This window comes from Paenarthrobacter sp. PPS72, from assembly GCF_048537125.1.
Classification (GTDB): Bacteria; Actinomycetota; Actinomycetes; order Actinomycetales; family Micrococcaceae; genus Arthrobacter; species Arthrobacter nitroguajacolicus_E.
In genome coordinates, this window is the sequence record NZ_JBLYIE010000035.1 from 37,069 (window position 1) to 62,438 (window position 25,370).

The 25,370-nt window shown below is 61.9% G+C and carries 22 protein-coding genes, 4 tRNA genes, 1 pseudogene and 1 riboswitch; of the genes and pseudogenes, 10 read left to right on the forward strand and 17 right to left on the reverse strand.

Going from position 1 to position 25,370, the window contains the following annotated elements:
* Positions 1-4: 4 nt before the first annotated feature.
* Positions 5-670 carry a DUF6318 family protein gene (locus tag ACLRGI_RS14730; RefSeq protein ID WP_419202375.1) on the forward strand — a complete coding sequence of 222 codons (666 nt, stop codon included), beginning with the start codon at positions 5-7 and terminating at the stop codon, positions 668-670.
* Positions 671-893: 223 nt separating this feature from the next.
* Positions 894-1,619 (forward strand): PKD domain-containing protein, encoded by a 726-nt coding sequence (locus ACLRGI_RS14735; RefSeq protein WP_419202376.1) that lies wholly within the window; start codon positions 894-896, stop codon positions 1,617-1,619.
* Here ACLRGI_RS14735 and ACLRGI_RS14740 read toward each other — a convergent pair.
* The 10 genes from ACLRGI_RS14740 to ACLRGI_RS14785 all read right to left on the reverse strand — a co-directional run bounded on the left by ACLRGI_RS14740 (position 1,616) and on the right by ACLRGI_RS14785 (position 9,826).
* On the reverse strand, positions 1,616-2,500 hold the full coding sequence (locus tag ACLRGI_RS14740; RefSeq protein WP_419202377.1) for a sugar phosphate isomerase/epimerase family protein: 885 nt from the start codon (positions 2,498-2,500) through the stop codon (positions 1,616-1,618). The genes ACLRGI_RS14735 and ACLRGI_RS14740 overlap by 4 nt on opposite strands.
* Before the next feature lie 2 nt (positions 2,501-2,502).
* Positions 2,503-3,339 carry a carbohydrate ABC transporter permease gene (locus tag ACLRGI_RS14745; RefSeq protein ID WP_419202378.1) on the reverse strand — a complete coding sequence of 279 codons (837 nt, stop codon included), beginning with the start codon at positions 3,337-3,339 and terminating at the stop codon, positions 2,503-2,505.
* Positions 3,333-4,304: a carbohydrate ABC transporter permease gene (locus ACLRGI_RS14750; protein ID WP_419202379.1), complete on the reverse strand. Its 972-nt coding sequence runs from the start codon at positions 4,302-4,304 to the stop codon at positions 3,333-3,335. Before ACLRGI_RS14750 ends, ACLRGI_RS14745 begins: the two co-directional genes overlap by 7 nt.
* An 11-nt stretch (positions 4,305-4,315) precedes the next feature.
* Positions 4,316-5,614, reverse strand: coding sequence for an ABC transporter substrate-binding protein (locus tag ACLRGI_RS14755; protein ID WP_419202380.1), 1,299 nt, complete (start codon positions 5,612-5,614; stop codon positions 4,316-4,318).
* Positions 5,615-5,851: 237 nt separating this feature from the next.
* Positions 5,852-6,958: a LacI family DNA-binding transcriptional regulator gene (locus ACLRGI_RS14760; RefSeq protein WP_419202381.1), complete on the reverse strand. Its 1,107-nt coding sequence runs from the start codon at positions 6,956-6,958 to the stop codon at positions 5,852-5,854.
* Between the two features lie 60 nt (positions 6,959-7,018).
* Positions 7,019-7,912 carry a PfkB family carbohydrate kinase gene (locus ACLRGI_RS14765; RefSeq protein WP_419202382.1) on the reverse strand — a complete coding sequence of 298 codons (894 nt, stop codon included), beginning with the start codon at positions 7,910-7,912 and terminating at the stop codon, positions 7,019-7,021.
* 81 nt (positions 7,913-7,993) lie between these two features.
* A complete protein-coding gene (locus tag ACLRGI_RS14770; protein WP_419202383.1) occupies positions 7,994-8,995 on the reverse strand; it encodes an SIS domain-containing protein in 1,002 nt (333 codons plus the stop codon).
* A gap of 479 nt (positions 8,996-9,474) precedes the next feature.
* Positions 9,475-9,550, reverse strand: a tRNA-Phe gene (locus ACLRGI_RS14775).
* A gap of 46 nt (positions 9,551-9,596) precedes the next feature.
* Positions 9,597-9,670: transfer RNA gene (locus ACLRGI_RS14780), tRNA-Asp, on the reverse strand.
* Between the two features lie 83 nt (positions 9,671-9,753).
* Positions 9,754-9,826 (reverse strand) — tRNA-Glu (locus ACLRGI_RS14785).
* 247 nt (positions 9,827-10,073) lie between these two features.
* Here ACLRGI_RS14785 and ACLRGI_RS14790 point away from each other — a divergent pair.
* Positions 10,074-11,027: a DMT family transporter gene (locus ACLRGI_RS14790; RefSeq protein ID WP_419202384.1), complete on the forward strand. Its 954-nt coding sequence runs from the start codon at positions 10,074-10,076 to the stop codon at positions 11,025-11,027.
* Here ACLRGI_RS14790 and ACLRGI_RS14795 read toward each other — a convergent pair.
* Positions 11,024-11,947: a carbohydrate kinase family protein gene (locus ACLRGI_RS14795; RefSeq protein WP_419202385.1), complete on the reverse strand. Its 924-nt coding sequence runs from the start codon at positions 11,945-11,947 to the stop codon at positions 11,024-11,026. The genes ACLRGI_RS14790 and ACLRGI_RS14795 overlap by 4 nt on opposite strands.
* Before the next feature lie 89 nt (positions 11,948-12,036).
* On the opposite strand from ACLRGI_RS14795, the gene ACLRGI_RS14800 reads away from it, so the two are divergent.
* Positions 12,037-12,537: a metallopeptidase family protein gene (locus ACLRGI_RS14800; RefSeq protein WP_419202386.1), complete on the forward strand. Its 501-nt coding sequence runs from the start codon at positions 12,037-12,039 to the stop codon at positions 12,535-12,537.
* A gap of 24 nt (positions 12,538-12,561) precedes the next feature.
* Here the strand turns inward: ACLRGI_RS14800 and ACLRGI_RS14805 are convergent.
* Together ACLRGI_RS14805 and ACLRGI_RS14810 are read right to left on the reverse strand one after the other, a co-directional pair.
* Positions 12,562-15,308: pseudogene (locus ACLRGI_RS14805) on the reverse strand (PEP/pyruvate-binding domain-containing protein).
* A gap of 18 nt (positions 15,309-15,326) precedes the next feature.
* The gene (locus tag ACLRGI_RS14810) at positions 15,327-16,364 is read right to left on the reverse strand and encodes a universal stress protein (protein ID WP_419202387.1); all 1,038 of its coding nucleotides are present in this window, start codon (positions 16,362-16,364) and stop codon (positions 15,327-15,329) included.
* 418 nt (positions 16,365-16,782) lie between these two features.
* Between ACLRGI_RS14810 and ACLRGI_RS14815 the strand changes: the two genes are divergently transcribed.
* Positions 16,783-17,475, forward strand: coding sequence for an NAD(P)/FAD-dependent oxidoreductase (locus ACLRGI_RS14815; RefSeq protein WP_419202388.1), 693 nt, complete (start codon positions 16,783-16,785; stop codon positions 17,473-17,475).
* Between the two features lie 156 nt (positions 17,476-17,631).
* Here ACLRGI_RS14815 and ACLRGI_RS14820 read toward each other — a convergent pair whose 3' ends face one another.
* Positions 17,632-18,417 carry an NlpC/P60 family protein gene (locus tag ACLRGI_RS14820; RefSeq protein WP_419202389.1) on the reverse strand — a complete coding sequence of 262 codons (786 nt, stop codon included), beginning with the start codon at positions 18,415-18,417 and terminating at the stop codon, positions 17,632-17,634.
* Between the two features lie 3 nt (positions 18,418-18,420).
* A riboswitch (cyclic di-AMP (ydaO/yuaA leader) is annotated at positions 18,421-18,588 on the reverse strand.
* A 508-nt stretch (positions 18,589-19,096) separates the two neighbouring features.
* On the opposite strand from ACLRGI_RS14820, the gene ACLRGI_RS14825 reads away from it, so the two are divergent.
* From ACLRGI_RS14825 to ACLRGI_RS14845, 5 genes are all read left to right on the forward strand, one after another.
* A complete protein-coding gene (locus ACLRGI_RS14825) occupies positions 19,097-20,539 on the forward strand; it encodes an NCS2 family permease (RefSeq protein ID WP_419202390.1) in 1,443 nt (480 codons plus the stop codon).
* A gap of 98 nt (positions 20,540-20,637) precedes the next feature.
* Positions 20,638-21,585 carry a formimidoylglutamase gene (gene hutG / locus ACLRGI_RS14830; protein ID WP_419202391.1) on the forward strand — a complete coding sequence of 316 codons (948 nt, stop codon included), beginning with the start codon at positions 20,638-20,640 and terminating at the stop codon, positions 21,583-21,585.
* Between the two features lie 69 nt (positions 21,586-21,654).
* A complete protein-coding gene (locus ACLRGI_RS14835; RefSeq protein ID WP_419202392.1) occupies positions 21,655-22,113 on the forward strand; it encodes a hypothetical protein in 459 nt (152 codons plus the stop codon).
* A gap of 84 nt (positions 22,114-22,197) precedes the next feature.
* Positions 22,198-22,268: transfer RNA gene (locus ACLRGI_RS14840), tRNA-Cys, on the forward strand.
* A gap of 152 nt (positions 22,269-22,420) precedes the next feature.
* Positions 22,421-22,642, forward strand: coding sequence for a hypothetical protein (locus tag ACLRGI_RS14845; RefSeq protein ID WP_419202393.1), 222 nt, complete (start codon positions 22,421-22,423; stop codon positions 22,640-22,642).
* Between the two features lie 124 nt (positions 22,643-22,766).
* On the opposite strand, the gene ACLRGI_RS14850 is transcribed toward ACLRGI_RS14845, so the two are convergent.
* The 3 genes from ACLRGI_RS14850 to ACLRGI_RS14860 all read right to left on the reverse strand — a co-directional run.
* Positions 22,767-23,015 carry a hypothetical protein gene (locus tag ACLRGI_RS14850; RefSeq protein WP_419202394.1) on the reverse strand — a complete coding sequence of 83 codons (249 nt, stop codon included), beginning with the start codon at positions 23,013-23,015 and terminating at the stop codon, positions 22,767-22,769.
* Between the two features lie 199 nt (positions 23,016-23,214).
* A complete protein-coding gene (gene hutH, locus ACLRGI_RS14855) occupies positions 23,215-24,807 on the reverse strand; it encodes a histidine ammonia-lyase (protein ID WP_419202395.1) in 1,593 nt (530 codons plus the stop codon).
* A gap of 8 nt (positions 24,808-24,815) precedes the next feature.
* Positions 24,816-25,370, reverse strand: a 555-nt coding sequence (locus tag ACLRGI_RS14860) for a urocanase-related protein (RefSeq protein ID WP_503827041.1), incomplete at its 5' end; no start/stop codon positions are given.

The window sequence follows — 25,370 nt, forward strand, 5'->3', positions numbered from 1 at the left end:
TGTCATGCCACGCCATCCGTTCATGTCTTCATCTTTTGCTCGCGCCCGGCCAGCAGTTTTGGCTCTCACAATTGCGCTACTTCTGAGCGGTTGCCAGGGCGGCGCCACACCCGGCAGCACCGCCTCCCAAACAGGCTCGACGACGGCGGCACCCACCTCGAGCGTCTCAGTTCCCTCGGCTTCGGCTACTCCGGCAGCGCCTGCTGAATACAAGCCTGCGGACGCAGCAGGTAAGGCGCAGAACGTGCCCGTTCCCGTGATGCCCGAGATGGCGAAGGAGAACTCGAAGGCGGGACTGGAGGCGTTCATTGGGTATTACTATGCAGTGAAAAACTACGCCAATGAAACAGGCGATATCTCAAGTCTCTCCATGCTGAACTCTCCGGAATGCACGGCGTGCAGCACGCTTCTCGATGGAACGTCTGACAGCTACATCAATGGTCGCTGGATGGCTGGAGGACGGATCACAATTCCTTCGATGGAGCTCGACTGGAAGGCCGACGACCCATCGCATCTAGCAAAAGTTCAGTTGATTCAGGACGGCATTGCCTATTACAACGCAGACGGCACGGAAGGGCGCCCGGCAAGTGCAGCGACGAACAGTGCTTTTGTGTTGATCGCGCGTTTCCAGGCCACTTGGAAGGTGGTGGAAATAGGTGTCATTCGGTAACCGCGTCCTGGCCGTGTTCGCCTGTATCGCAATGTTGTTTCAGCCGCTCCCCGCGGCTGCTGCCGATCGACCGGGAGGCTCATCGTCTTGGGGAACTAGCAACGAACAAGAGGGAACGATTGATGCGGGCGTTATTTGGAAGTTCGATCCGTTAAAGGGGGCGGCTGTTCGAGCCGGGGCTGGTGGAAGTCCTAGTTCGGTAGCCAACGATCCGAATCAGTACATGGCCGACACCCACTGCCGTGCAGACGGGCCTGACACTAAGGACCCCGGTTGCGACGCCCTCGAATGCCCAGCCACCACTCCCGCAGGTGAAGAAGGCACACCGGTCATCTGGAAAGAAGCACCTAAAGCCATCACCAACCCTGGCTGGACGGACTGGATCCCAGTCAGCGGTCCCACCTGTCTCTACGACCCGGAGCCCGAGAACGTCCTGGCCGACATTGCCGCCAGAATCCTGAACGACTTCCGCCAACTCCCCGTCAACCCGGGAAACCTCGAAGCCCAACCCTTCCCCCACACCCTCAAAGGCGGACTCACCAACTTCTACGCCACCCCCGGCCAACAGGCCTTCGACGTCACCATCCTCGGCCAAGAAGTCCACCTGACCGCCACACCCACCAACTACACCTACACCTTCGGCGACGGCACCACCCTCGGACCAACCCCAGCCGCCGGCTACCCCATCCCCGAAGCCGAATGGCTCACCACCGAGACCCGCACCAGCCACATCTACGCAGAAACCGGCAACTACCAAGCAACCGTCACCACCAGCTTCGCCGGCACCTACTCCGTCAACAACGGACCGCCCCTACCGATCAACGGAACACTCGACATCACCACACCACCCAAAACCATCCAAGTCTGGAAAACAGAAAAAGCCCTCGTCGCCGACACCTGCCAGGAAAACCCCAACTCCTGGGGCTGCCCCGGCGCCGAGACCGGCTAAGCCGAGATACGCCTCAGGCTGGCCTCAACAGCATCGAGGCACTGGACTACTGCAGCGCGGGGCTCCAAGGCGTAGGAGCCGTCGCCGAAGAGTTCAAAAGTCAGGGCTCCGCTGTAGTTCAACTGACTTAGTTCGCGCAGAATCTCATCCAGGTCCAGGAAACCGTCGCCCCAAGCCAGGTGCCCGGTGGGAGCACCGTCAACCAGGTGCACGTGTCGGATGCCCTCACCGAAGGCCTTGGCGTAGTCGCTGATGTTTTCTCCCGCTGCCGCCATGGCAACAGTGTCAATCACCACCCCCAAAGTTGAGGACCCGACGTCGTCGAGCATTAAACGCAGTGAGCCGGCGTCAGTGACGAGGTTCGACTCGACACGTTGAAGAGGCTCCAGCACGCAGGCCACCCCGAGATCAGCAGCGCGTTGGGTGATCGTTTGGAGGCATTCAACGGACCGGGCCCACGCGACTTCAGCTGGTTCGTCCTCGTACCCTCTTCCTGCAGTGAGGAACAAAAGCGGAGATTCCAGCTCGCTGCACACCTCCGCGGCCCGCAGGAAGAACTGCAAGCTCTGCTCTCTGAGCCATTCTTCCCCCGAGGCAATATTGACGGGATAAGCAACCTGTTCGGGGGTAACGCAGGCGACGGTGAGCTCACGCTCCTGCAGCAACTCCCTGACTTTTTTCTGATGGGCCGAATCAGCTTGGGGAATGTGAAGGTGCGGGGCGATGCCCCACAGCTCCACTGTGGTCCTTCCCAGTTCGGCCATGTCGTCCAGGCATCGCGTGAGGGTGTGATGCTGGTAGGCGAAGTTCGAGCCACTCACCTGATCCAAGCCCGGAACGCTACCCAAACCCAGTACGCCGTCTAAACCCAGGACGCTCATGACTACTTACCAACTCCATCGGCGAGTCCACGGATGAAGTACCGCTGCCCGGCAAAGAAGAGCACGATCACGGGAATTGCGGCGATGGCCATGCCCGCGAACACCACGGGATAGTCCGTGCCGTGTTTGGACATCAGATTGGTCAGCCCCACAGGAAGGGTTTGCAGCGCTCCCCCACTGGTGAAAACCATGGCAAACAAGTACTCATTCCAGGTGAACAGGATGTTCAAGAGGACGGTCGAGACCAGGATCGGCTTGCACATGGGCAGAATGACCTGCCAGAACGCCCGGGCTTTGGAAGCTCCGTCCACTGATGCTGCTTCGTCCACCTCGGCGGGCAAGTCCATCATGTAAGCCCGGATAAGGAACGTGGTGAAGGGAACCCGGAAGGCCGTGTACAGAATCAGCAGCGCCCAGAGGTTGTTGTAGAGCCCCAGGCTCTGGAACATCTTGACCAGCGGGATCAGGGCCACGGTGGGAGCAAGCATTAGGCCACCAAGAATGAGAACGAGCACCACCCTGTTAAAGGGGATGTTCACCCTGGTCAGTCCGTAGGCAGCCCACGCGCTGATGAACACTGTGGCAATGGTGGAAGCAACGGTGACCAAAACGCTGGTAGTGAGATAGTCGCCAACTCCGCGGTTCCACGCGGTGACGTAGTTGTCCCATTTCCACGCAATGGGCATCGCGAAAGGATTGGAGAACAACTCGGAGTTGGACTTCACACCGTTCAACAGCATCCAGACCAAGGGATAAACGACGACGACGGCGAGGGCAATCAGGAACGCTTTGATAAGAACCCGTCCAAGTACCAGCAGTACGGCTGAGCGCGTCACCATTGGACCCTCCTCTTCTTGGAGATACGTAGCTGAATGACCGCCAGGACCAGGGTGATGATGAAGACGGCAGTGGCGACGGCGGCGGCATAGCCAAAGTCATTGCGGACGAATCCGCTTCTGTAGAGCCACGTGCCCAGGACCTGGCTGGAATTGTTCGGTCCTCCGCTGGTCATCACCATGACTTCGTTGAACACTTGGAAGGCTCCGGACACCGTGACGATCATCATGAGGCCGGTCATTTCCCTGACGAGCGGCAAGGAAATCGAAAAGAACCGCTGGAAGGGACCAACGCCGTCGATTGACGCAGCTTCATACAGTTCGGAGGGGATTCGCTGAAGCGCCACCGAGAAGAGAAGCGTGCAGTACCCGAAGCCCTGCCATTGGCTCATGGCGATGATGGCAAAGATCGCCGTGTTCTCCTGTCCCAGCCATGCTTGCGTGAAGTTGCCGAGGCCCAGGAACTCCAAAGCCGCGTTCAGGATGCCCATCTCGGGTTCGTAGATGAAATAGAACAGGAGACCGGCAACTGTCAGGGAAATGGCGGAAGGTACAAAGTAGACGGCCCTGAGGATTCCCCTCCACCGCTGACTTCGTAGTCCTTCGATCATCGCAGCGAGGATCATCGCCCCGAATACTTGAAACGCGATGGAGATGACCGCGTACAGCGTGTTGTTAAGGAGCGACTTCCAAAAGATGGGGTCGTTGAACATGCGGACGTAGTTATCCGCACCCACAAAGGTTTGTCGGCCACTGTAGATATCCCACTTGAGGAAGCTGAACCCCAGGTTCTGCACCAAGGGCAGATAGGCGAAGACAGCTAGAAGCAGGACCGCCGGCAGCACCCACACTACGTTGCGCCAACGTCTTGCCCGGGCGGAATTGGCTGCCCGGCCTTTCGGCGTCTTAGTGGAAACAGGTGCCGGAGGCGGAGCCGCAGGCTTCCAGGCAGTATCTGAAACGGTCATGGCGTTGCCTGCTACTTTGCTGCACTGGAAGCAGCTCGGACGGAGGCAAGGACCTGGTCAGGCGTCTGCGTTCCGGCCACCAGGGCCTCCCCGCCGGCCAGCCAAGCATCAGCCACTGCGGGAACGGTGACGGAGTCCAGCCAGGTTATGGCTGCGGATGCTTCATTGACTTGCTTGATGCCCTCGATGACCGGGCCCGAAGAGTTCTCCGTGGAAACTGCGCCTTTGACTGCGCTGGGCTGCCCGTATGGCGGAGCAGAGAGTTTTGCAGCGTTCTGGCTGCTGGTGACGAACTTCATGAAATCAGCTGCAAGTGCGGCGTTCTTGGAACGCGCATTGATGATGTAGCCCTCGGGCGAACCTTCAATGGCTTTTGGATCGCCCTTGGCATCTGTTGCCGCCGGAAGCTTGAAGATCCCCAGCCCATCCTGCTTGAGCTTAGATTCGGCAGATGCGGTGGAGTCGAACTCCAGGATTTCCTGGTAGTACATGCCTGACTTCCCCTCAGCCAAGGCCTGCTGAGCCGTGGTGTAGAGAACACCGTTGGAGTCTTTGCCGCTGCCGGTGCATTCATTGACCAGGGTGGTGAACTGGTCCATGGCCTTGAGGTAACCCTTGTCCTCGAGCTTGGCTGTTTCCGGGCTGAAGTCGGCTTGCAGCGTCTCGGCGGGCACCTCGTAGGCGAAGAGTTGCTGCAGGTAGTGCAGGCCCGGCCAGCCGTCCTTGTTTCCGAACGAGATCGGCTCGTAGCCGGCTCCCTTGAGCACGGAGCAAGATGCGATGAGTTCGTCGAAGGTGGACGGCGGCGTCAGGCCCAGTTCTTTGAAGATCCGCTGGTTGTAACCCATGAACTTACCGTTGTTGTAGAGCGGGACGGCGAAATACTTGCCGTCCTTGGCAAATGCCTTCAGCGCGGATTCGCCGAAGTTGTTGCCCCATTCGGTGCCGGGGGCAATGACGGGGGTCAGATCTGCTGCGAGTCCTCCGTCAATGAAGTTGTTCGCCCAACTGCCGGCCCAAGTGAAGTAGATGTCCGGCATGGCCTGGGAGGCAGTGAGCGTCTTGGTCTTGTCCTTGATGCTCTGGTCCGTCTCCTGGATGAGATCGAAGGATACTTCCGGGTGCTGCTTCTTGTACTCCGCAGCCAGGTCCTCGAAGTAGGGTTCCAGGGGGTCTCCACCAAACTTCGTGAGGATGCTGAGGGTTCCTGTGAACTGTGGCTCAGCGTTGGGATCCAGGACAGCGGCAGGCTGGCTACCGCCGTCGGAACAGCCGGTAAGCGCCAAAGCCGCGCCGGCCAGCAATGCCATCAGTAATTGTGTGCTTTTACGCATCATTTCTTCTTTCGGTCGAAGGGCCGATCAGCCGGGGGCTCCTCTATGGGAGTGGGAAGTCATGCCCGCCGTTGGGATGTACTTCACGGAGACGGGCTGAAGGGTAGCTCCTGGGGTGTGACGTGGGGCTGAAACTTGTGATACCGGTACCACAGTGAATCATGATTTGAGGCAGCGGGGAAGAGAGGTGGAGGAAATTACAGGAAGGAATTTCTAGTCGCTGCGGGCAGCCCGCACAGGACCGTCCGACGAGCGGGCCACCAGCAACGAGGGCAGGACGTGCTTCTTCGGGGCAGACGTATCGCCGTCGATCCTCGCGATGAGCTGCTGGGAAGCGACCGCCCCCATCTGGCGCATGGGTTGCTGGATCATGGTCAGCGGCGGCTCCATGACGGCGGCCCAAGGACTGTCGTCAAACCCGATCAGGGAGACGTCTTTCAGCAGACGCAGGTTTTTGGCGCGCAGGGAATGCAGTGCACCCACCGTCGCCTCCGTCTCGGTGGTGAAGATGGCAGTTGGGGGGTCCGCAAGAGCCAGCATTCCACTGACAGCCCTCGTCGCCTGGCCCTCATTCTTGAGAACGTGGGTGATGAGTGCAGTGTCAAACGGAATCCCGGCTTCTTCGAGCGCGTCCAAGTAACCCCTCAGCCGTTCACCGTCACTCCAGAGCGCTTCATCCAGGATGCTGTGCATCTGTTTCAAGTCCGTCGCCGGGCTCAGGGTTACCGGCCCCCACGCGAATGCGATGCGTCGGTGACCGTTGTGAATGAGCGAGGCCACGGCCGACCTCGCAGCTTCGCGGTTGTCGATCACCACCGAGTCCGTCTCCAGCTTGTCCACCAAACGGTCGATAAGAACCACAGGAGTTCCGCGATCCATGGCATTGGAAAGGTGGGAGACGTCGTCACTTCGTCCCGCGGCTGAGGCCACAACGAGGCCATCCACTTGCTTTGCCAGCAAGACGGCGATTGCATCGCGCTCCAGCTCAAGCTTCTCGTCAGTGCTCAGGATGATGGCGTCGTAGCCGGCAGTTTTCGCGGTTTCCGAGATGCCTTTGAGCACGCCGGAGAAGAACGGGTTGGCCACGTCCGCCAGCACAATGCCTAGGGTCTTAGTGACCCCCGTGGTCATGCTTCGAGCCAACGTGTTTGGTTGGTAGCCCAATTTCTCAGCGGCCCTCATGACCTTGGCCCGTGTGGCATCACTGACCGAACCATAGTTCCCCAGGGTTCGGGCGACCGTGGCCCTCCCCACTCCCGCGGCCGCTGCCACTTCAGTGATGGTTGGGGCAGCCGGGTGGTTCTGATGATCCGTCGCCATCCGGCCCCCTTCAGTCGTGGAATCCGCGCGTGCGGTTCCGTCCGTTGATTTGTCTCTGCATCAGATCCTAGTAGCTACCTCGCTGCTGGCTATCTCGACCGCCCGGCCGTGACCGAAGGCGCCCTCCACATAACACTGCGCCGCGGCGGACTCGGCGCCCCGGGCCAGTGCTGCCTGGCATTCCTCCGCTGATGGCCGATAACTTCGGCTCCACCCCGAGCCCAGCAAACTGACCACGAGTCCGGCCAGGAGCGCATCACCGCACCCCATCGTGTCTGCGAACCGCAGCGGATCGGTAGGTGACGCTGCCTGCGTGAGGAAGCGTTCGCCGTCGTACATTAATGCCCCTGCCTGGCCCCGCGTCCCCACCGCAAGCGAAACGCCCGCTGCGTGTACGCGTTTGAGGTCATTTTCGACGGCGGTGACGGTCATGTTTCCGCACGACAAAAGCGCCAGGTCCACGTAAGGCGCTGTCTGCATGAGATAGGAGTCGGTTCTGCGCTCCGGCTCGGACGAGTAGTCAAAACTGACCAGGGCCTCTGTGCTTCGAACGGCACGCAACTGGGTCTCGGAGGCGGAGTAGACGCTCGAATGCACCAGATCTGCTGAGGCCAGGTACTGGAGGTGTTCGTCCTCCAATATGAAGGGATCACTCGTGGTGACTCCCCCGTCGTTCCAGCCCAGGAAGACCCTGTCACCGTCCACCACTTTGATTTCAGTGACCCCATTGAGGCCGTCACGGATGATGCACCGACTGGTGTCAACGCCCTCCGCATCAATGGCATCGCGGACAAAGGCGCCCAGCGGATCCGAGCCAAAGACGCCGAGGTAGGCGGACTCAACGCCCAGCCGGCGGGCAAAGACCGCGACGTTGACGCAGTTTCCCCCCGGGTACATCACTTTGCGGTCGAGAAAACGGTCCACAATGTTGTCCCCGAACCCGATTACTTTCATGCTCTTCCTGTCTCGAATCTGCGGGCCCGCGCAGGGCCGGGCCCGCAGCGCGGCCTTATGCCTTTTCGGGCGACGTGCTGGTCAGTACTCGACCACCCGGTAGTAGCGGCGCAGATCCAGGGAGTGGTTGCGGACGCGTTCGAGGTGCTTGCTGAAACGGTCAAGAACCGTGTCCAGAATCAGCGGGGAAAGGAGTGCACGGAATCGAGGGCTAACCCCGGGGAGTTCATAATCCTTGCTGTCCAGCAAAGTGGTGTTCTTGTTGTAGTTTTCGGCGAATTTGGCCACGCGGTCCATCAGGGGGCGGGTCTCGTCCTCGCCGAGGAGCAGCATGAGGCTGGTGTCTTCCTCAATGAGTTCCAAGGATCCGTGGAAGAACTCCGCACCGTGCACGCGGGTGGTGCGGAGCCACTGCATCTCTTCCAGGATGCACATGGAATAGAGGTAGGTGAGGCCCCAGAGATTTCCGGTGCCCACCAGGAAATGGTAGTCAGCGTCCTTGTTCTTCTCGGCAAAGGCTTCCGCTACGGATTCTGCTTGGCGGGCTACATTAACCAAGCTTTCGGGGACGGTCTGCAGTTCTGCAGCCAGTTCTTCATATCCTTCGAATTCGCCCCGCGCGGCAAGAAGACGGGTGCTCAGGAGAATCATCGGGATATCGAACGGCCAGGTTTTGGGTTCAGTCACCAGGGCCACGTCCAGTGCTTTGGCGAACGGGCTATCACCGAATCCCGTGAACCCGATGGTGTAGGCGCCCTTGGCCTTGGCGAACTCGATCGCCTCAATAACGTCTTCCGTAGTGCCCGAAACAGAGGCGAAGACGGCCACGGAACCGGGGCCGAACGTGGGATCCCCGGTCAGCATCAGCTCTTTGCCGATGGACGCACGGACGGGCAGCGTGGAGCGGGACCGGATGAAGTGCTCGTAGGGCAGCATCGCGGCGTAGGTTCCGCCAGCGCCAATGAGGAACAAGTTAGTCGGTTCCCGCTGCTGGATGGAGTCAACCACCGATTCGATCTGCCCCTGCAGCGCCAGGGCGCTGCGGGTCTGTGTGAGGAATTCCTCTTCTTTGAAGCCAAGCACGGATGGTCCTTTCGATATGACGAGCTGTGGGTTGAAACAGGTTGATACCGGTATCAAGATGTGGTCATTATGGTGTCATGGCGAATTGGAGGCGTCAATAGATTGGCTCGAACAGGTTTTGTGGGCGGCGAGCTGAGGCGCCTGGCGGCACCGCTGGCTTGGCCGGGTTGGGGGCGCCACAGGAGCCCTGCAGGCCGCGGCCGGCCCGACGAGCAGCCTCCTGCCGGGCCGCGAGGAGCCTGCGGCCGCCCAGTGAGCAGCCGCCTGGGCATCCGCGCCGCCACCACCGACTTTGAGGCGCCCGGGCTACGACACTCCGGGTATTACGGCGTGTCAGCCGCCGTCGAAGCTTCAAATTAGGTGGTGAGCGTACGCCATGGGTAGGGCCCGGACGAAAAAGATTTGAGGGATAAAGCCGCCCACAGTAAATGCGCGTTAAAGAAGAAAAGCACCAGTTCCGAAGAACTGATGCTTCCCAGTGGTGGCTCCGACCGGCGTCGATCCGGTGACCTTTCGATTTTCAGTCGAACGCTCTACCAACTGAGCTACAGAGCCTAGGTGACATGTCACCTTGAGAACCGAATTTCTTCGGCGCTCAGAGCGACCCTGACGGGACTTGAACCCGCGACCTCCGCCGTGACAGGGCGGCGCGCTAACCAACTGCGCTACAGGGCCTTGCGTTGCAGTATCTCTACCGCGTTTTTTTCAAGGCTTCTAGCTTACCAGACTTTTTTCATCCGGTTTACCACTTCCTTGCGTACCCCCAACGGGATTCGAACCCGTGCCGCCGCCGTGAAAGGGCGGTGTCCTAGGCCGCTAGACGATGGGGGCCTGAACTCAATTCGGATTTCACGAAGAAAAGCGACGCTTCACGCGTTCTTTCCGTGTCTCGCTCGTCCGAACTGGACTCTAAAACTTTAGAGCATAGATGGCGATATTCCCAAATCGACGTTCGCAGGGTGTCCTGGACCACAGAACGGGACCAACGAGAGGCCACCGCAGAACATTGGCAGGATCTTGTCCTGACGCGTCCGAAAACCGCCAGCCGCCCCCACTGCCCGCCGGATAGATTTGGCTCATGACAACCACCACCCCGGCCGAACCCGGCCAGCCTTCCCCGGACCTGCCCCCGCGCATCACCCCCGCGCCGGGCGCAACCATCAGCAAACTCGGCATCGCGGCCGTCATCATTACGGTGGTCCTCTGGGCTTCGGCTTTCGTAGGCATCCGTGCAGTCGGCCCCAGTTTCTCCCCCGGCTCCTTGACGCTCGGACGGTTGGCCGTTGCCGCCGTCGTGCTTGGAATCGTGGTGCTGCCAACGCTGAAGGTCTGGCCAAGCGGCCGTGAGTGGTTGCCGATCGTGGCCTACGGGGTGATGTGGTTCGGCGGCTACAACGTTGCGCTGAACGCCGCGGAGCACATGCTCGACGCCGGGACCAGCGCCATGCTCATCAACGTCTCTCCGATCCTGATCGCCATCCTTGCCGGTGTCTTCCTCAAGGAGGGCTTCCCGCGGTGGCTGCTGATCGGCAGCGGTGTGGCATTTTGCGGCGTCGCGATGATTGCGTTGGGTTCCGGACAGCGCTCGACGGCGGACGTAGCCGGTGTGTTGTTGTGCTTGCTGGCCGCTGTACTCGCCTCGGTGAGCGCGATCCTGCAGAAACCCGTGCTCCGTAAGTTCACGGCAGGCCAGGCGACGTGGTTCGGCATCATGGTGGGTGCGATCTGCTGCCTGCCGTGGACCGGACAGCTGATCTCCGAAGTCCAGGCGGCACCGCTCCCTGCAACCCTCGGCTTGGTCTACCTGGGAATTTTTCCCACGGCCATCGCCTTCACCACGTGGGCCTACGCCCTATCCCTGATCTCTGCCGGAAAGCTGGCGGCCACGACATACCTGGTCCCGGGCACCACCATCTTGATTTCCTGGGCGGTGCTTCAGGAAATTCCCACCATCTGGGGACTGATAGGCGGCGTTATCTGCTTGGTCGGCGTGGGTTTGACGCGACGCCGTTCACGCCAGCTCCCCCGTTAGCGGGCCATGCCCACCAGAAGCTCGCGGTGCGTGGGCGGGTTGGCGCCCGGGCGGCCAACTGCGATGGAGGCGGCCATGGAGGCGATGGTTCCGATCCGTTCCAGCACTGTGGGCGCCAGGCCGTCGCTGCCCCGCAACAGCAACCCCATGATGAGCGCAGCTGTGAAGGAATCACCCGCACCGATGGTGTCTGCCACGGTGGCCGGGACGGCGGGGACGTTGATGTGAATGTGCCGGGTTGCCATGAGCGCGCCCTTGACCCCCTGGGTCACCACAGCCAGCCCGGTGCCCAAGGCCAAGAGATGGTTCGCCGTGTCCTCCAACGACTTGCCGGGGTACAGCCAGCGGGCGTCCGAACCGCTCATTTTTACGACGTCGGTCAGCGGCACCATCTCTTCGAACAAGGACAGAGCCTCGTGGTGGCTTCCAAGGAGGTCAGGGCGGATATTGGGGTCGTACGTGACCATGCATCCACCCTGCGCCTGCTCCAACAAACTCCTCACGACGCTGGCGCCCGGTTCCAGGAAGGTCGCGATGGAGCCGGTATGCAAGATCCTCGGCGCGTAGGGCAGGGCTAGTGGAGCCAGCGCCCAGTCGATATCGAAGGTGTAGTCTGCGGAACCGTCGGCAGTTATCCGGGCGGTGGCCGTGGCGGTCTTGCCCGCTGACATGGATCCGGGCAGCAGGACCACCCCGGCGTGCTGCAAATGCGCGGCAATGGCATCGCCGCGGTCGTCGCGGCCAATAGCGGTCAGCAGGCCCGTTTTCACATCCAACAGGCCCAGGCCATAGGCGACGTTGGCCGGCGATCCGCCGGGATACTCCTTTTGTCCGTTCGTCGACTGGACGATATCGATCAAAGCCTCACCAACAACGACGACGTCGAGGGGCTCGGGTGCGAGGGAAGCGGTGCCGGTCATGCGGTTCCTGTGTCTGTCGAAAGGAGGATTGAGTTCAGTATCTCCCATCACACGGCGCCAATGATGCTTACGCGGACTAAAGTCGAATCATGCCCGCGAATCTCCCTCCCGGCCTGCCAATTGTTCCCGACGGCGAGCGCCCTTCGTCGCCGCTACGGGAACGCAATGCGGTGCACAGTCCTGTCGAAAATGCACCCCTTGATGAGGCCTGCGATTCAGGGCCCTACGACATGTCACCCGAAGATTTTGAAGAAGCCGTCAGTGACGCCTTGCAGTTGATCCCGCCCAAAGCGGCCAGCGCCATGGATAACGTGGCGATCTTTATCGAGGACGACTACACACCGCAGCCGGGCGAAGATCCGGACACCGTGCTGTTGGGACTCTACGAGGGAGTTCCGCTGACTGAACGCGATTCCTGGTGGGAGGCAGGCTCCCTGCCTGACCGGATCACGATCTTCCGGCAACCCATCCTGAACATCTGCAGCACCCGTGAAGAGGTCATCGACGAGGTGGCCATCACGGTGGTCCACGAGATCGCGCACCACTTCGGAATAGACGACGACCGCTTGCATGAGCTCGGCTGGGGCTAGCCGGCACCAGCACACCTGAGCTGTTCACTGCTCGGAGTGTTCGATGCTGACGGTCCCTGCTGCGCCGTCCACCGTGATGTGCTGCCCCGTACTGATGCGCGAGGTGGCGTCCGGGACGCCCACAACAGCAGGGATCCCGTATTCACGGGCCACCACAGCGCCGTGTGAGTTAGGCCCGCCCATCTCCATGACCAGCCCACCCGCTGTGAGGAACAACGGCGTCCAACCAGGGTCCGTTGAGGGCGCCACGAGGATTTCCCCCGGCTCCAGGTGGGCGCCCACCGGATCCATGATGACGCGCGCGGGAGCAGATACCTGACCTGCCGACGCCGGGCTGCCGGACAGGGTTCCTGGGTGCACGGTGCCTGGGCTCTGCTGGCCACCGTTCCCGCTGACCGTTGCCTCGGGTTCCGTCCCATCAGATAAAAGTACTCTGGGAATGCGCCTGCGGCGGAGTTCCTGCTGGTACACCGCACGGTGTTCGGCAACCACTTCGCGGAGGTCATCTCCTGCCAAGGCGACCTCGACGTCGTCGAGGTCCAGGAAGAAGATGTCCTCAGAACGTTCGATTCGGTGTGCAACCGCAAGCTCATTCCCGACGACAATCAGCTGCTCCCGGGCGCTTGACAGTCCCAGGACCACGTTGTATTTGGGCAACTCCCGCAACCCGGCGAAACGCCGTGTTCGGTCCAAAGCAGCTCTGACGATTGCCGCGTGCAGCGGACTCTTCGTCCGGGCTCGGGCCACGAATCGCGCTACCTGCTCATCGGCGTCGCGCGCAGCTCGCGTGAACTGTTGATCCGGTGCCTCTGCAGCCTCTGCAAGCCTCAAGTAGTTGGCTACGACCCCGAGTATGTGCGTGGGGTCGTCGGACCAGCGAGGCATGCCGAGATCGATCTCTGCAACGGCTCTGTGTCCATATATACCCAGGAACCTCTCCACGCCGGACCGGGCAATCTCTGGAAGGTCGGCGTCGCGATACCGTTCCACCAGCTCAGCTGCAGTTTGACCAACCATGGAGGCAACGGCGTCTGGATCCTCACGGATCTCAGCGGCGAGCTTCCACAAAGTCAAGTCCATCTCCGTGGTGATGTTGTTGGGTAGGCCACGGATGACGGTTTGCAGCTCGTTGTAGGGCGCTTGGCCTCCAAGAATCCGTCTTACCAGCACCAGCATCGCGAAGCCGAGCGCCGGAAGGGGGAGCACTTGCGGAACCGTGGCGAAGACTTCCTCGCCCAGGATTCTCTGGACGTGGCCCAGCCGCTGATGCGCTGTGGCTTCGGGCGGGACGGAATAGGTGTTGCGCAGTTCCGCGTTGAGACGTTCCACGCGCTTCAAAGCGCTGCCGGGACGGAACAGTCCTCGGATAAGTGTCTCGGGAACGCGGTACTTGGCTGCGACAGGAGCCACATGCCGGATCAGTCCAATGGGCGTCTTGAGGGTGACAGCGAAGCGTGGGTCATCGAAGAGTCCACGCATGATCGCGGCTGAGCGGGCTTCCATGACGTCAAAAACCCTTGGCACGATGGCCCGGCCCACACGGCTCCGCAGCACCGCCGTGAAGTCAAAGAAGATGCGTTGCCCGGCCTCGTAGTAGGCAGGCGGTCCTGACCGGAGCTGGGGAACGTCCAAAGCCGCAGCTCTGGCGACGCTGGAGGCGATCAGCCGGATTCCGGCCAAACCCATGGGCGTCAGAGGCCGGGTGAGGCCCTGGCGAGGCTGAAGTTCAGGAACGCGTGCTCGCCGGGAGCGGGAGGGGTGCGGGTAGTGTGCGGGTAGAGCGTGGTGATGGGCCTGGCCTGGGTGAGCCACAGCTTTCCGGCGTCATCGATGGCCCACTCAGTATCCTGCGGAGCGCCGTAATGCTCCTGAACCTCAAGCCCCAACGTGGCCAGCGCAAGAACCTGGCCATCAGTGAGGCATGGTGGTGGGCTCTCAAGCCTGCCTTGATCGGGGCGTTCCAAGCGTTCCGTGCCACCACCGGCTACAGGACGGACTTCCACGTGCCGATCTCCCAAGGTCCTCTTCACGATGGCCCCGCCCTTGGCATCGGACCTCCGGGGGTCAATAACGAAGTGATCCGGATTCACAGCGCCGGACACCACCGCCTCTCCCAGGCCAGGACTGGCATCAATGACGGTTTCGTGGCGATTCCCGGTGACCGGATTGGCGGTAAACATCACCCCGGCGACCGCGGAATTCACCATCTCTTGCACCACAACAGCCAACGCCACAGTCGCGTGGTCGATCCCGTTGGTGGTCCGGTAGCTCACTGCACGGTCGGTCCAGAGAGATGCCCAGCAGCGGCTCACGGCATCCAGGACTGAGTCAGCGCCCACCACGTTCAGGAAAGTGTCCTGTTGTCCGGCGAAGCTCGCAAAGGGCAAGTCCTCAGCGGTGGCCGAGGACCTCACGGCGACGGGGACGTTTTCCCCCAAAGCTTCGTACGCAGACCGCACGGCTTCAGCGATCCCGGCGGGGACACCGGCATCAAGCACCAAAGACCGGGCACGTGTGGCAAGCCCCTTGATCTGGTCCAAGTCCGGGGCGTTCAAGCCGGCGGTGGTCACCTTCAGAGCCCTGAAGACCTCCTCCAGACCAGCGCTGGAGAGTGCCCGTTGGTACGCAGCAGTTGTAAGGCAGAAACCGGGCGGCACGGGAAGGCCAACGCTGGCCATCTCGCCTAGATTGGCAGCCTTGCCACCGACTTCCGAAAGCATTGACCCACGGATTTCGGCGATATCCAGTACCAACCCGGAGTTCCTGTTCATGGACGTAGCAGGCTCCGTTTAGGCAGCGCCGAGCATAGGCCCAAACTTGTGACGATCAGCGAGCCGCGGATCCTCACGATCCGGCACCACCATGACCGGCCCCTTGGAGTGGTGCAGTACTCCATCCGACGTGGAACCCAGCAGCATCCCGGCGAATCCGCCACGGCCCCGGGTACCCAGAACCACCAATTCAACGCCGCGGCTGGTTTCCACCAGAACATCAACCGGGGAACCATCCCGGAGTTCCGTCTCGATGGTCAAGGACGGGAAGTGGCTTCTGAGCCAGTCGACGCCCGCGTCAAGCTGGATCTTTATATCTGCAAACAGGGCATCACGGTCCAGCGGGGCCGGAACCCACGCAAGCGAGCCGCTATATTGCGGTACGGCGCAGATCACCCGGAGCTTCGCACCCATCCGCTGTGCTTGCTCGGCAGCTTCGAGCACGGCCACGCGGGCTTGCTCCGAGCCGTCCACGCCCACTGCGACCACGTTTTCCACGGTTCGTGGTCCCGCCTTGGCATGCTCGGCCTTGATGTGTTTGTCCTCGGTGCTTTCTCCAAGCCGGTCAGCACAGTAGAGCGGGACTGTCACCGTGGGGCATTTGGCGTGGGCGGGCAAGGCGCTGCTGACCGAGCCAAGCAAACGCCCTACGAAGCCACCGCGACCCCGACTACCGAAAACAAGGAGTGCGGCATCCGCGGAAAGGTCCAACAGGACCCCGGCAGCATCGCCGTTCTCCACGGAAGCATCAACGTCAATGGCATAGCCGGAGACCTTATCCAACGCCTGCCGAACTATCGCGTCCGCGCCCTCACGGATTACGGAGTCGTCAACCGTTGCGTAGCCACCATCCAGCCCGGAGGCGGCGAAGATGGGTACTGAATATGCCGTGACGATGTGCAGGGGAAGTTGCCGCCGTTCAGCCTCACGCGCGGCCCAAACCAAGGCGCATTGACCATGCTCCGAGCCGTCCACTCCCACCACGATGCCACCGGGTTCCACGGCCTGATCCTGGCCGTCCTGTGACTCTTCACTGTGTCTGCCGTGCTGGTCCATGGGGGCCCGCCTCTCCACCTACTGCTTGATGTTCCGGCTATTCTGCCAGAGGTTCTCCGCGTCGGATTCCCTCGCTGTTTCATTGTCAATGGCCGGAGCAGGAGAAACTTGGAAATTTCTCCTCCCAATGCCAACTATTCTCGGTCGGCAGTGCCGAATCAAGGCGACATTGGGCTATGTGCATAACGGTCCGGGCTCGGTTCCCGGACGTCAACATTGCGCTCCGGACGAACACACAAAACGCGCAGTCGCAGAGGCTATCCATGGCCGAAAAAGTTCGGTAGTGTTCGAGTCACCGAATGGCCGGCCAACGTGTTTCACACCACACACTCCGGCCATTTAGTTGCGGCCGCTTGGGGAACTCGGACGCGATCCCACGCGATGCCGTAAGGCACACACGTCAAGGAGGAACCAAGCAGTGTCGCTCACGCCTGATTCCGCCACGGAACGCACCACCACCGTGGTCATCGGAGCCGGCATGTCCGGTTTGGCAGTTGCCAGCGAGCTCAGTCGCTTCGGCGTGAACTCAATCGTCGTGGACGGGTTCGGTGCACTGTCCACCACGGGCCCTTCTGTCCACACAGGCATGCTTCAACGCACCGAGGTGGCCGATCCCGCCGCCATGCAAGAACGCAACGAGATCCTCCGTCACCTCCGGAACTACGCCGCCAACCATCAACTGGACGTCCGCAACACCACCCGTGCCGTCCGCCTTGATTTCCTGGGGTCAGACCCCTCCCGGCAGATCGGGTACGGATTGGCGGCCAGCATGACCACAGCCGGCCTGAGAACAGGCCTCCACGTATCCGGCCCCCTGGAATCCGCTCCACGGCAATGGGCGGTCCACACAGCCAACGGCGTCCTTCTGGCAGACCACGTAGTAGTGACACGATGCGCCCAGAGCCAGTTGCGCCGCATGCTCGCCGAGCTTGGAATAGCCGTCGGCCAAAACTTCGCCGCAGCCATGCGGGCGGTAGGAATGCACCTTGTGGGCGTCGGGGACCTCATTACTCCGTCCCCGAAGGAAGTACTGAGGCAAGCCAAAGCAGTCGGTCAGGCCATCTCCTCCAAGGTAGCCCTGCCTGAAGGTCCAGGCATCGCCCTCGCCTAGGGGCTCACTACACGCGCCCGCCGCCTACGCGACTCCCCGAGCCGCCGTCGAACTTTCCAGATACACATTAACAAACAGCAAGTAACGCCAAAGGCCGGTGCCTCCAAAGACGATATTCTTTGGAGGCACCGGCCTTTGATCTGAAGCGCGAGGCCCTTATGCGCCAGGGCGTACGTAGGTCAGTGCACCCTTTGCTGTCAACCAGCTGATCGGGTGGATGCCCGTCTGGTTGCCGTTGATGCCACCGCTGATTGCCTGGCCATTGCCGATGTAGATGGCGACGTGGCCGGGCTGGACGATCATGTCACCGGGCTGGGGATCGCTGACGACCTTGCCGTAGTTCATGAACTGCATGGGACCGAGGTCTCCTACCGGGATGCCTGCGGAGCCGAGAGCCTTCTCGACCATGGCGGTGCAGTCCTGGAAGATACCGATCTGTGCGTAGGCCGAAGCAACCATGGCTGCGTTGACGCCGCCAACGGCGGGAGCAGCAGCTACAGGAGCCGGGGCAGCCACAGGAGCGGCACCAACCGTAGCTTGGGCGGCAACGGGAGCCGTTGCAGCAGCAGTGGTGACGGCTGCCTTCTTGACAACCGGGGCCTCCACAACAGGCGCCGGCTTTACGATGACCGGAGCCGCTACGGAAGCAACAGCCGGACGCTCGAAGTTGATGGTAGCCGTTGCCAGCGCGGTAACAACCTTGGTGGGGGCCTCGGAGGCGGCCTCAGCAACCGTGGAAGGGCTGGAATCGCGCTGAACCGGCGCCTCGGCTGCCTGAGCAGCAATGGAACCGGTCAACACGAGACCCGAGGCTGCTGCTATAACGGCTGCCTGGCGTCCAGCGCCGGAGGCGTTGCTGGCTACTGCCTTCGAGATGGAGATGAACGGATTAGGACGTACGCTGTCCGCCTTACGACGGCCGCGAAGAATGCGTGAAGACATGAAAGAGCCTCTCCCGATGCCTGCGAGGTTAGCTGTCGGATTCGGATGGGAGTCACCCGGCCACTATCCCCCGCTGTTCAGCGGAAGCTTCGTGACTTCACCCCAAGGCGCGCTCGAAAGCGGCCTAATTTGGGTTCCCCGTCTCTGCCGTAGGTTTGTCTGCGAACGGATCCCGGACTGCGGCAGAGCTAGGCAATCAGACCGGAAGTGCCCGCTACGTGGAACAGGCACAGGTACAACCCTACGTGATGATTCCGCCGAAGTCACATTTAAGTAACGGGAAGTGGGCCTCTGGTGTGTCGCGGTGTCCGTTTCGAGATCTTCGCAGCTGCGTAGAAAAGCGCGTTATTCCGCGGAAGTATGACTATCCAGGCTATTGCTGGGCGCAAGTTTCTTCCGTGCGGTAACAGCCAGATAAATGACAGGACCCACTGCGGGTACCGTTGGCCGGCGTCGTGGATACCGCGGCGTCGTGGGCGGACGCCGGAACCGCTGAAAACAGCAGGGCTGACGCGAAGGCGAGAACAGCAACGACGGCGGCCCGGAGCGGACGGACTGTACCCATGGGGCGGTTGCTCCCGGTGTTGGCTTCCTTACAGACCAGGCGAATCGTTGGTAGGCTCCGCGCCGGACCACATAGGATTTGAGAGCAAACTCCCCTCGATCCCCGGAGACCTTCATGCTCAAACAAGGTTCTGCAGTCGACCGCTACTTCAAGATCTCCGAACGTGGATCCACATATTCGCGGGAAATCCGTGGCGGCTTCGCGACCTTCTTCGCCATGAGCTACATCGTGGTGCTGAACCCGCTGATCCTCTCCGGGCCTGACTCGAGCGGCGCGTCGCTGGGTTTCACAGCCGTGGCAGCCACCACAGCGTTCGTTGCCGGCATCCTGACCATCCTCATGGGCGCATGGGCCAAGCACCCGTTCGCCGTGGCCACAGGCCTGGGCGTCAACGCCTTCGTCGCAGTGACCGTGGCTTCACAGCCGGGACTGACGTGGCCGGACATGATGGGGCTGGTGGTGCTCTCGGGTGTCACCATGCTCATCCTGGTGCTAACCGGGTTTCGGACGGCCGTCTTCAAGGCGGTTCCGGAAGCCCTTAAGACTGCAATCGTGGTGGGCATTGGCCTCTTCATTGCACTCATCGGCCTGGTCAACGCGGGTTTCGTCCGCCGCATCCCTGATGCCGCGGGGACCACCGTTCCCCTGGGCCTGGGTGTGGACGGAAAGCTTATGGGCTGGCCGACGCTGGTGTTCGCAGTAGGCCTGATCTTGACCATAGCCCTGGTGGTCCGAAAGGTCCGTGGCGCCATCCTGATCGGCATCGTCGTCTCTACCGCGCTGGCCGCAATCCTCGAATTCACGCTCCAGATTGGCCCGAGCTTTGACGGCAGCAACGTGAACCCCCGTGGCTGGTCCCTCGTGGCCCCCACACTCACCGAATGGGGCGCCCCTGACCTGTCCCTGATCGGCAAGGCGAACCCCTTCGGCGCTTTTGAACACCTCGGCTTCATCGCTGCAGCCCTGCTCGCCTTCGTGATCCTCCTGAGCATCTTCTTCGATGCCATGGGAACCATGGTTGGGCTTGCCAACGAGGCCGGAACCGTGGACAACGACGGCAATATCCCTAACGTGGACCGGGTCCTGCAGGTGGATGCCCTCGGCGCAATAGTGGGTGGCGGAGCCTCGGTTTCCTCCAACCAGATCTTCGTGGAGTCCGGCGCGGGCATCGGTGAAGGTGCCCGAACCGGCCTGGCCTCGATCGTCACCGGTGTCCTCTTCCTGGCGGCCATGTTCTTCACTCCACTGATCAACCTGGTGCCGTTCGAGGCCGTTGCCCCCGCACTTGTGGTCGTGGGTTTCATGATGGTCTCCCAGGTGGGCAAGATCGACTGGCAGGACTGGGGCGTCGGCATTCCTGCGTTCCTGACCATTGCCCTCATGCCGTTCACCTACTCCATTGCCAACGGCCTCGGCGCCGGTTTCATCTCCTACGTCCTGATCCGCACGTTCCAAGGCCGCGCCCGGGAAGTCCACCCCTTGATGTGGGCTGTGGCCGGCGCGTTCCTGCTGTTCTTCGGCATCGGAACCGTGGAGGAGTTGTTGGGCGTAAAGTAGGTCCTCGCCCGGTCGGCTTAGAGGTGGAGTCCGGAGTTTCAGACACTCCACCTGCGGAATGGCTGGTTTTTGCGTCGCGCCTCCGGTGTGCTTGAACTATGGAAAGCAGCCCCCTCACCGCAGATGTCTCCCCCACTCCATGGACCGGTCGTTTCGACGGCGAGGGCGATGAGCACCGGCGTTGGTGGCAAGCAGTAGCTCCCCATAGCGCGTCCGGCAGCGAAGCAGCCTCACGTCCCGCCGTCTTGCTCGGATTCTGCAGTGACGCCGGTGTCCTCCGGAACAAAGGGCGCGTGGGCGCTGCTGCCGCCCCGGCCGCCATCCGCTCAGCGCTGGGGCCGCTGGCTTTCCACCTTGATCGCGACGTGTTCGACGCCGGCGATGTAGTTGTGGAGGACGACTCGCTGGAGGCGGGCCAAGAGCGCGCCGGACGCGCCATCTCGGGACTGCTCGACGCCGGCAACCTCACCGTGGTGCTGGGCGGCGGACACGAGACCGCCTATGCCAGCTACCTTGGCGTGGCCGGTTCCAAAGCCGTTCGTGGCAAGCGCCTGGGTGTGCTGAACCTGGACGCCCACTTTGACCTGCGCGACGAGCCCAAGCCCAGCTCAGGGACACCGTTCCTCCAGATGGCCCACGCAGAAGCCGCCGAGGGGCGGGAACTGCAGTACGCCGTCGTCGGCATCTCGGAGCCGAACAACACGCGAACCCTGTTCAACACCGCCCGCCGGCTGGGTGTGAAGTACCTGCTTGATGAGCAGTGCACTCCGGAAGCCGTAGAGGTGTTCGTGGCCGACTTCCTGGCCGGGGTGGATGTGCTGTACCTGACCATTGATCTTGACGTGATGCCGGCGTCCGTGGCGCCCGGGGTGAGTGCGCCCGCCGCTTACGGCGTGCCTTTGCCGGTGATCAGCGAAATCTGCCGGCAAGTGGCTTCAAGCGGAGCGTTGCTGCACTTGGACGTTGCAGAGCTGAATCCGGAGTTCGACATTGATTCCCGGACGGCGAAGGTTGCCGCACGCCTGATCAACACCCTGCTCGCATAGACAGACGTTTGGAAAGGCCTGTTCCTGGGCACGTTCCTCCACATAGCCTGTGTGGAGGAAAGGACGGCGATGCGCACAGCTCTTGTGCAGGAGAAGTGGGCCTGGGTTGCGGGGCTGGCAGCGGTCGCCCTGGGATTGGCCGCGCATGTGCTTGCTGGGGGCAGCATTCCGGCCGTCCCCGTCTTCTTGGCCTTTGCCGCACTTTCCTGCCTGGCGGCCCAAGTCATCTCCCGCTGGGTGCATGGTCCTTTGTTGCTGCTGCTGCTGTCCGGCTTGGCTCAGCAACTGCTGTATCTGGGCTTTGATGCCTCTGGAGGGTACTTCCCGGGCAGCGGGTTCCTGGATCACTTCCACGGCGGCCAGCTGGACGTTTCCTCAGAAGCCGGAGCCGCCCCGAGCGGTGGATCGGTCCATCTCATGCTCTATACGCACATGGCGGCGGCCATTCTCACGGTTCTGGTGGCGTCCGGGGTCACGAAACTGGCTGGTCATGCGTCATTGACGGCAACTAAAAGCAACCCTGCGTAGCTCCGGGACACCGCGCGTAGCCCTGCGAAAGCCTGGGAAATGAACTTTGATCCTGCAGTACCCGGGCGCCTGGTGTCGTTGGCACGTGGTGTACCCGAGAGGCCAGGGAGCTGCCTGCAAAGCAGCGCACGCGGGTTCGAATCCCGCCATCACGTCTGGGGCAAAACTCCCCGTGCACTACCCCGCGCCATGGTTCGCAGATGAGACCCGGATCACTGAACTGCCGGTCATCTTACAAATATTTGCCGCCCAGCCTCTATGATTGATGGGTCGCCCTCGCATGCGGCAAGTAATAGGAGGCCCCCAAATGACCCCTGCAATGATTGCAGAACGCGAAATTCGCCTGTCCTTTTCCAAGGCAGACGAGATCCACGACGGACTCGACCGCGCCGTGGATACCCTGATCGAAAACGCAGCAGCAGACGCTAACTGCGGCATTCTGGTGACCCGGCACGAGCCTGGCACCTACACCGTGGCTCTGGACGAATCCGTTCCCTTCGGTCAGACCCGCGAAGTACTCGCTGCCTGATTGCCACCCCTGACGGCACTAAAGGCAGCGAACAAAAAACCGGGGCTCGTTCCCCTTCCGCATCTACTACCCGCGGAAAGGGAACGAGCCCCGGTTTCTGTTTAACTGCGACGCAGTTGGGCAGCTACGCCCGGCGGAGAGTGACGCCGTCGGACTTCATGAACAGTTCCTTGCCCTCTTCGGTGACGCCCGGCCCTGAGTGCTCAAGCCATACAACGTTGCCGCTTCCGGAAACTTCCTCGACCCGACCGGCGGCGATCACGTGGGCGTACTTGACCACTTCAACCCGCTCGCCAACTTTCAGCGTCTTCCAGTCGGTGACCCTAGCCGTGTGAGCGCTTCGCCTGGACAGGACTGCTCCGCGTGCCTTCATTGAACTTCTACCCCTTTGTGGATGTTCTCTGTTGTGTATTGAGTTGTGTGAACGGTTGACCGTCAAGCCCACGACATCGTTGGCGTGGACGTGACGTACACCATAAGTTTTACTACATTTGCCACGCCCCGGTGATTGCGTTGCGTACAAAGACCGGGACGTGACAAATACGCCCATCAAATGAGCGCTTTATTCGACGTCAGGCCAGAATCCCGACGGCGGATTCGGCGGCCGCACGGACCGCGCCGGAGCCAACCAGACGGTCAGCCGCTTCCAGTTCCGGCGACAGGAACCGGTCGGTTCCCGGGCCCTGGACCACCTCACGAAGCACCTCAAGCACCGCAGCACCGGCGGGACCCGGGGTGAGTTCGCCGTCGGACATTTGCGTCCGCATGTCGATGGCGCGGGCGCTGGTGACCAGCTCGACGGCGAGCACGCGGCGAAGGTTCTCCACGGCCTTACGCAGCTTCCGGGCTGCGTGCCAGCCCATGGACACGTGGTCTTCCTGCATGGCGGAGCTCGGGATGGAGTCCACCGACGCGGGAACGGCCAGGCGCTTGTTATCCGATACCAGGCCGGCCTGCGTGTACTGCGCGATCATCAGTCCGGAATCGACGCCGGGATCTCCAGCGAGGAAGGCCGGAAGACCGTGCGAGCGGGCAGGGTCCAGCATGCGGTCGGTCCGGCGCTCTGCGATGGAGCTGAGGTCCGCGACGGCAATGGCCAGGAAGTCCAGGACATAGGCCACGGGAGCGCCGTGGAAGTTGCCGTTGGACGTCACGCGGCCGTCCGGGAGGACCACCGGGTTGTCGATTGCTGCGGCAAGTTCGCGGGAAGCAACAAGCGCGGCGTGGTCCACGGTGTCACGGACAGCGCCGGCAACCTGCGGTGCGCAGCGAAGCGAGTAAGCGTCCTGGACCTTGGTGTCATTGATCCGGTGGGAAGCGACAATGGGCGAGTTGGACAGTACGCGGAGCATGTTGTCCGCGCTGGCAGCCTGGCCCGGGTGGGGCCGCAGTGCAGCGTGCAACTCCGGGAGGAAGACCTGGTCGGTGCCGAGCAGTGCCTCAACGCTGAGCGCTGCAGTGACATCCGCCGTCGCAAGGAGCAAACGGATATCGGCAATGGCCATGAGCAACATGCCGAGCATGCCTTCGGTGCCGTTGACGAGGGCCAGGCCTTCCTTCTCAGCGAGGGTGACGGGCTCGATCCCGTGCTGTGCGAGCAGCTCAGCAACAGTCTTGTTTCCAGGCGTTCCGTAGAGCTCGCCGTCGGGACCCGTTGCTTCGCCTTCGCCCATGAGAACCAACGCGCAGTGGGACAGCGGAGCGAGGTCCCCGGAGCAACCCAGCGAGCCGAATTCGCGGACCAACGGGGTGATCCCGGCATTGAGGACGTCCACCATGGTCTGCAGCACCACGGGGCGGACGCCCGTGCGACCGGAGGCCAGAGTCTTGGCGCGGAGGAACATGATGCCGCGGACCACTTCGCGTTCCACGGCCGGACCCATGCCGGCGGCGTGACTGCGGATCAGCGACTTCTGCAACTGGGTGCGGAGGTCGTTGGGGATGTGCCGGTTGGCCAACGCGCCGAAGCCGGTGGAAATGCCGTACGCCGGGACGTCGCTGGTGGCGAGGTGGTCGATGTGGGCACGAACCTTGGCCACGTTGTCCAAGGCTTCCTGGGAGATGGTCACCTTGGCATCGTGGCGGGCGACGGCGACAACGTCTTCCGGGGTGACGCCGCTGGAGCCGAGGGTAACGGTGAGTTGTTCGTTGGAGGTAATGGTCATGGTGTTGCCTACTTCTCGTTCATGGGGATGCGGACGCCGCGTTCTTTGGCGACTTCGACGGCGCGGTCGTAGCCGGCGTCGACGTGGCGGATGACGCCCATGCCGGGGTCGTTGGTCAAGAGTCGTTCGAGCTTCTCCGCGGCGAGGTCGGTGCCGTCAGCGACGGAAACCTGACCGGCGTGCAGGGACCGGCCGATACCCACCCCGCCGCCGTGATGGATCGAAACCCAGGTAGCACCCGAGGAGGTGTTGATCAGGGCATTGAGCAACGGCCAGTCAGCAATGGCATCCGACCCGTCGGCCATGGACTCGGTCTCACGGTACGGAGACGCCACAGAACCCGAATCCAGGTGGTCACGGCCGATCACGATCGGGGCCTTGACCTTGCCCTCCTTCACGAGCTGGTTGAACAACAACCCCGCCTTGGCGCGTTCGCCGTACCCCAGCCAGCAAATACGTGCCGGCAGCCCTTCGAATTCCACGCGGTCCGCAGCAGCGTCCAGCCACTTGTGCAGGTGCTTGTTCTCCGGGAACAACTCCTTGATCGCCGCATCCGTCACGGC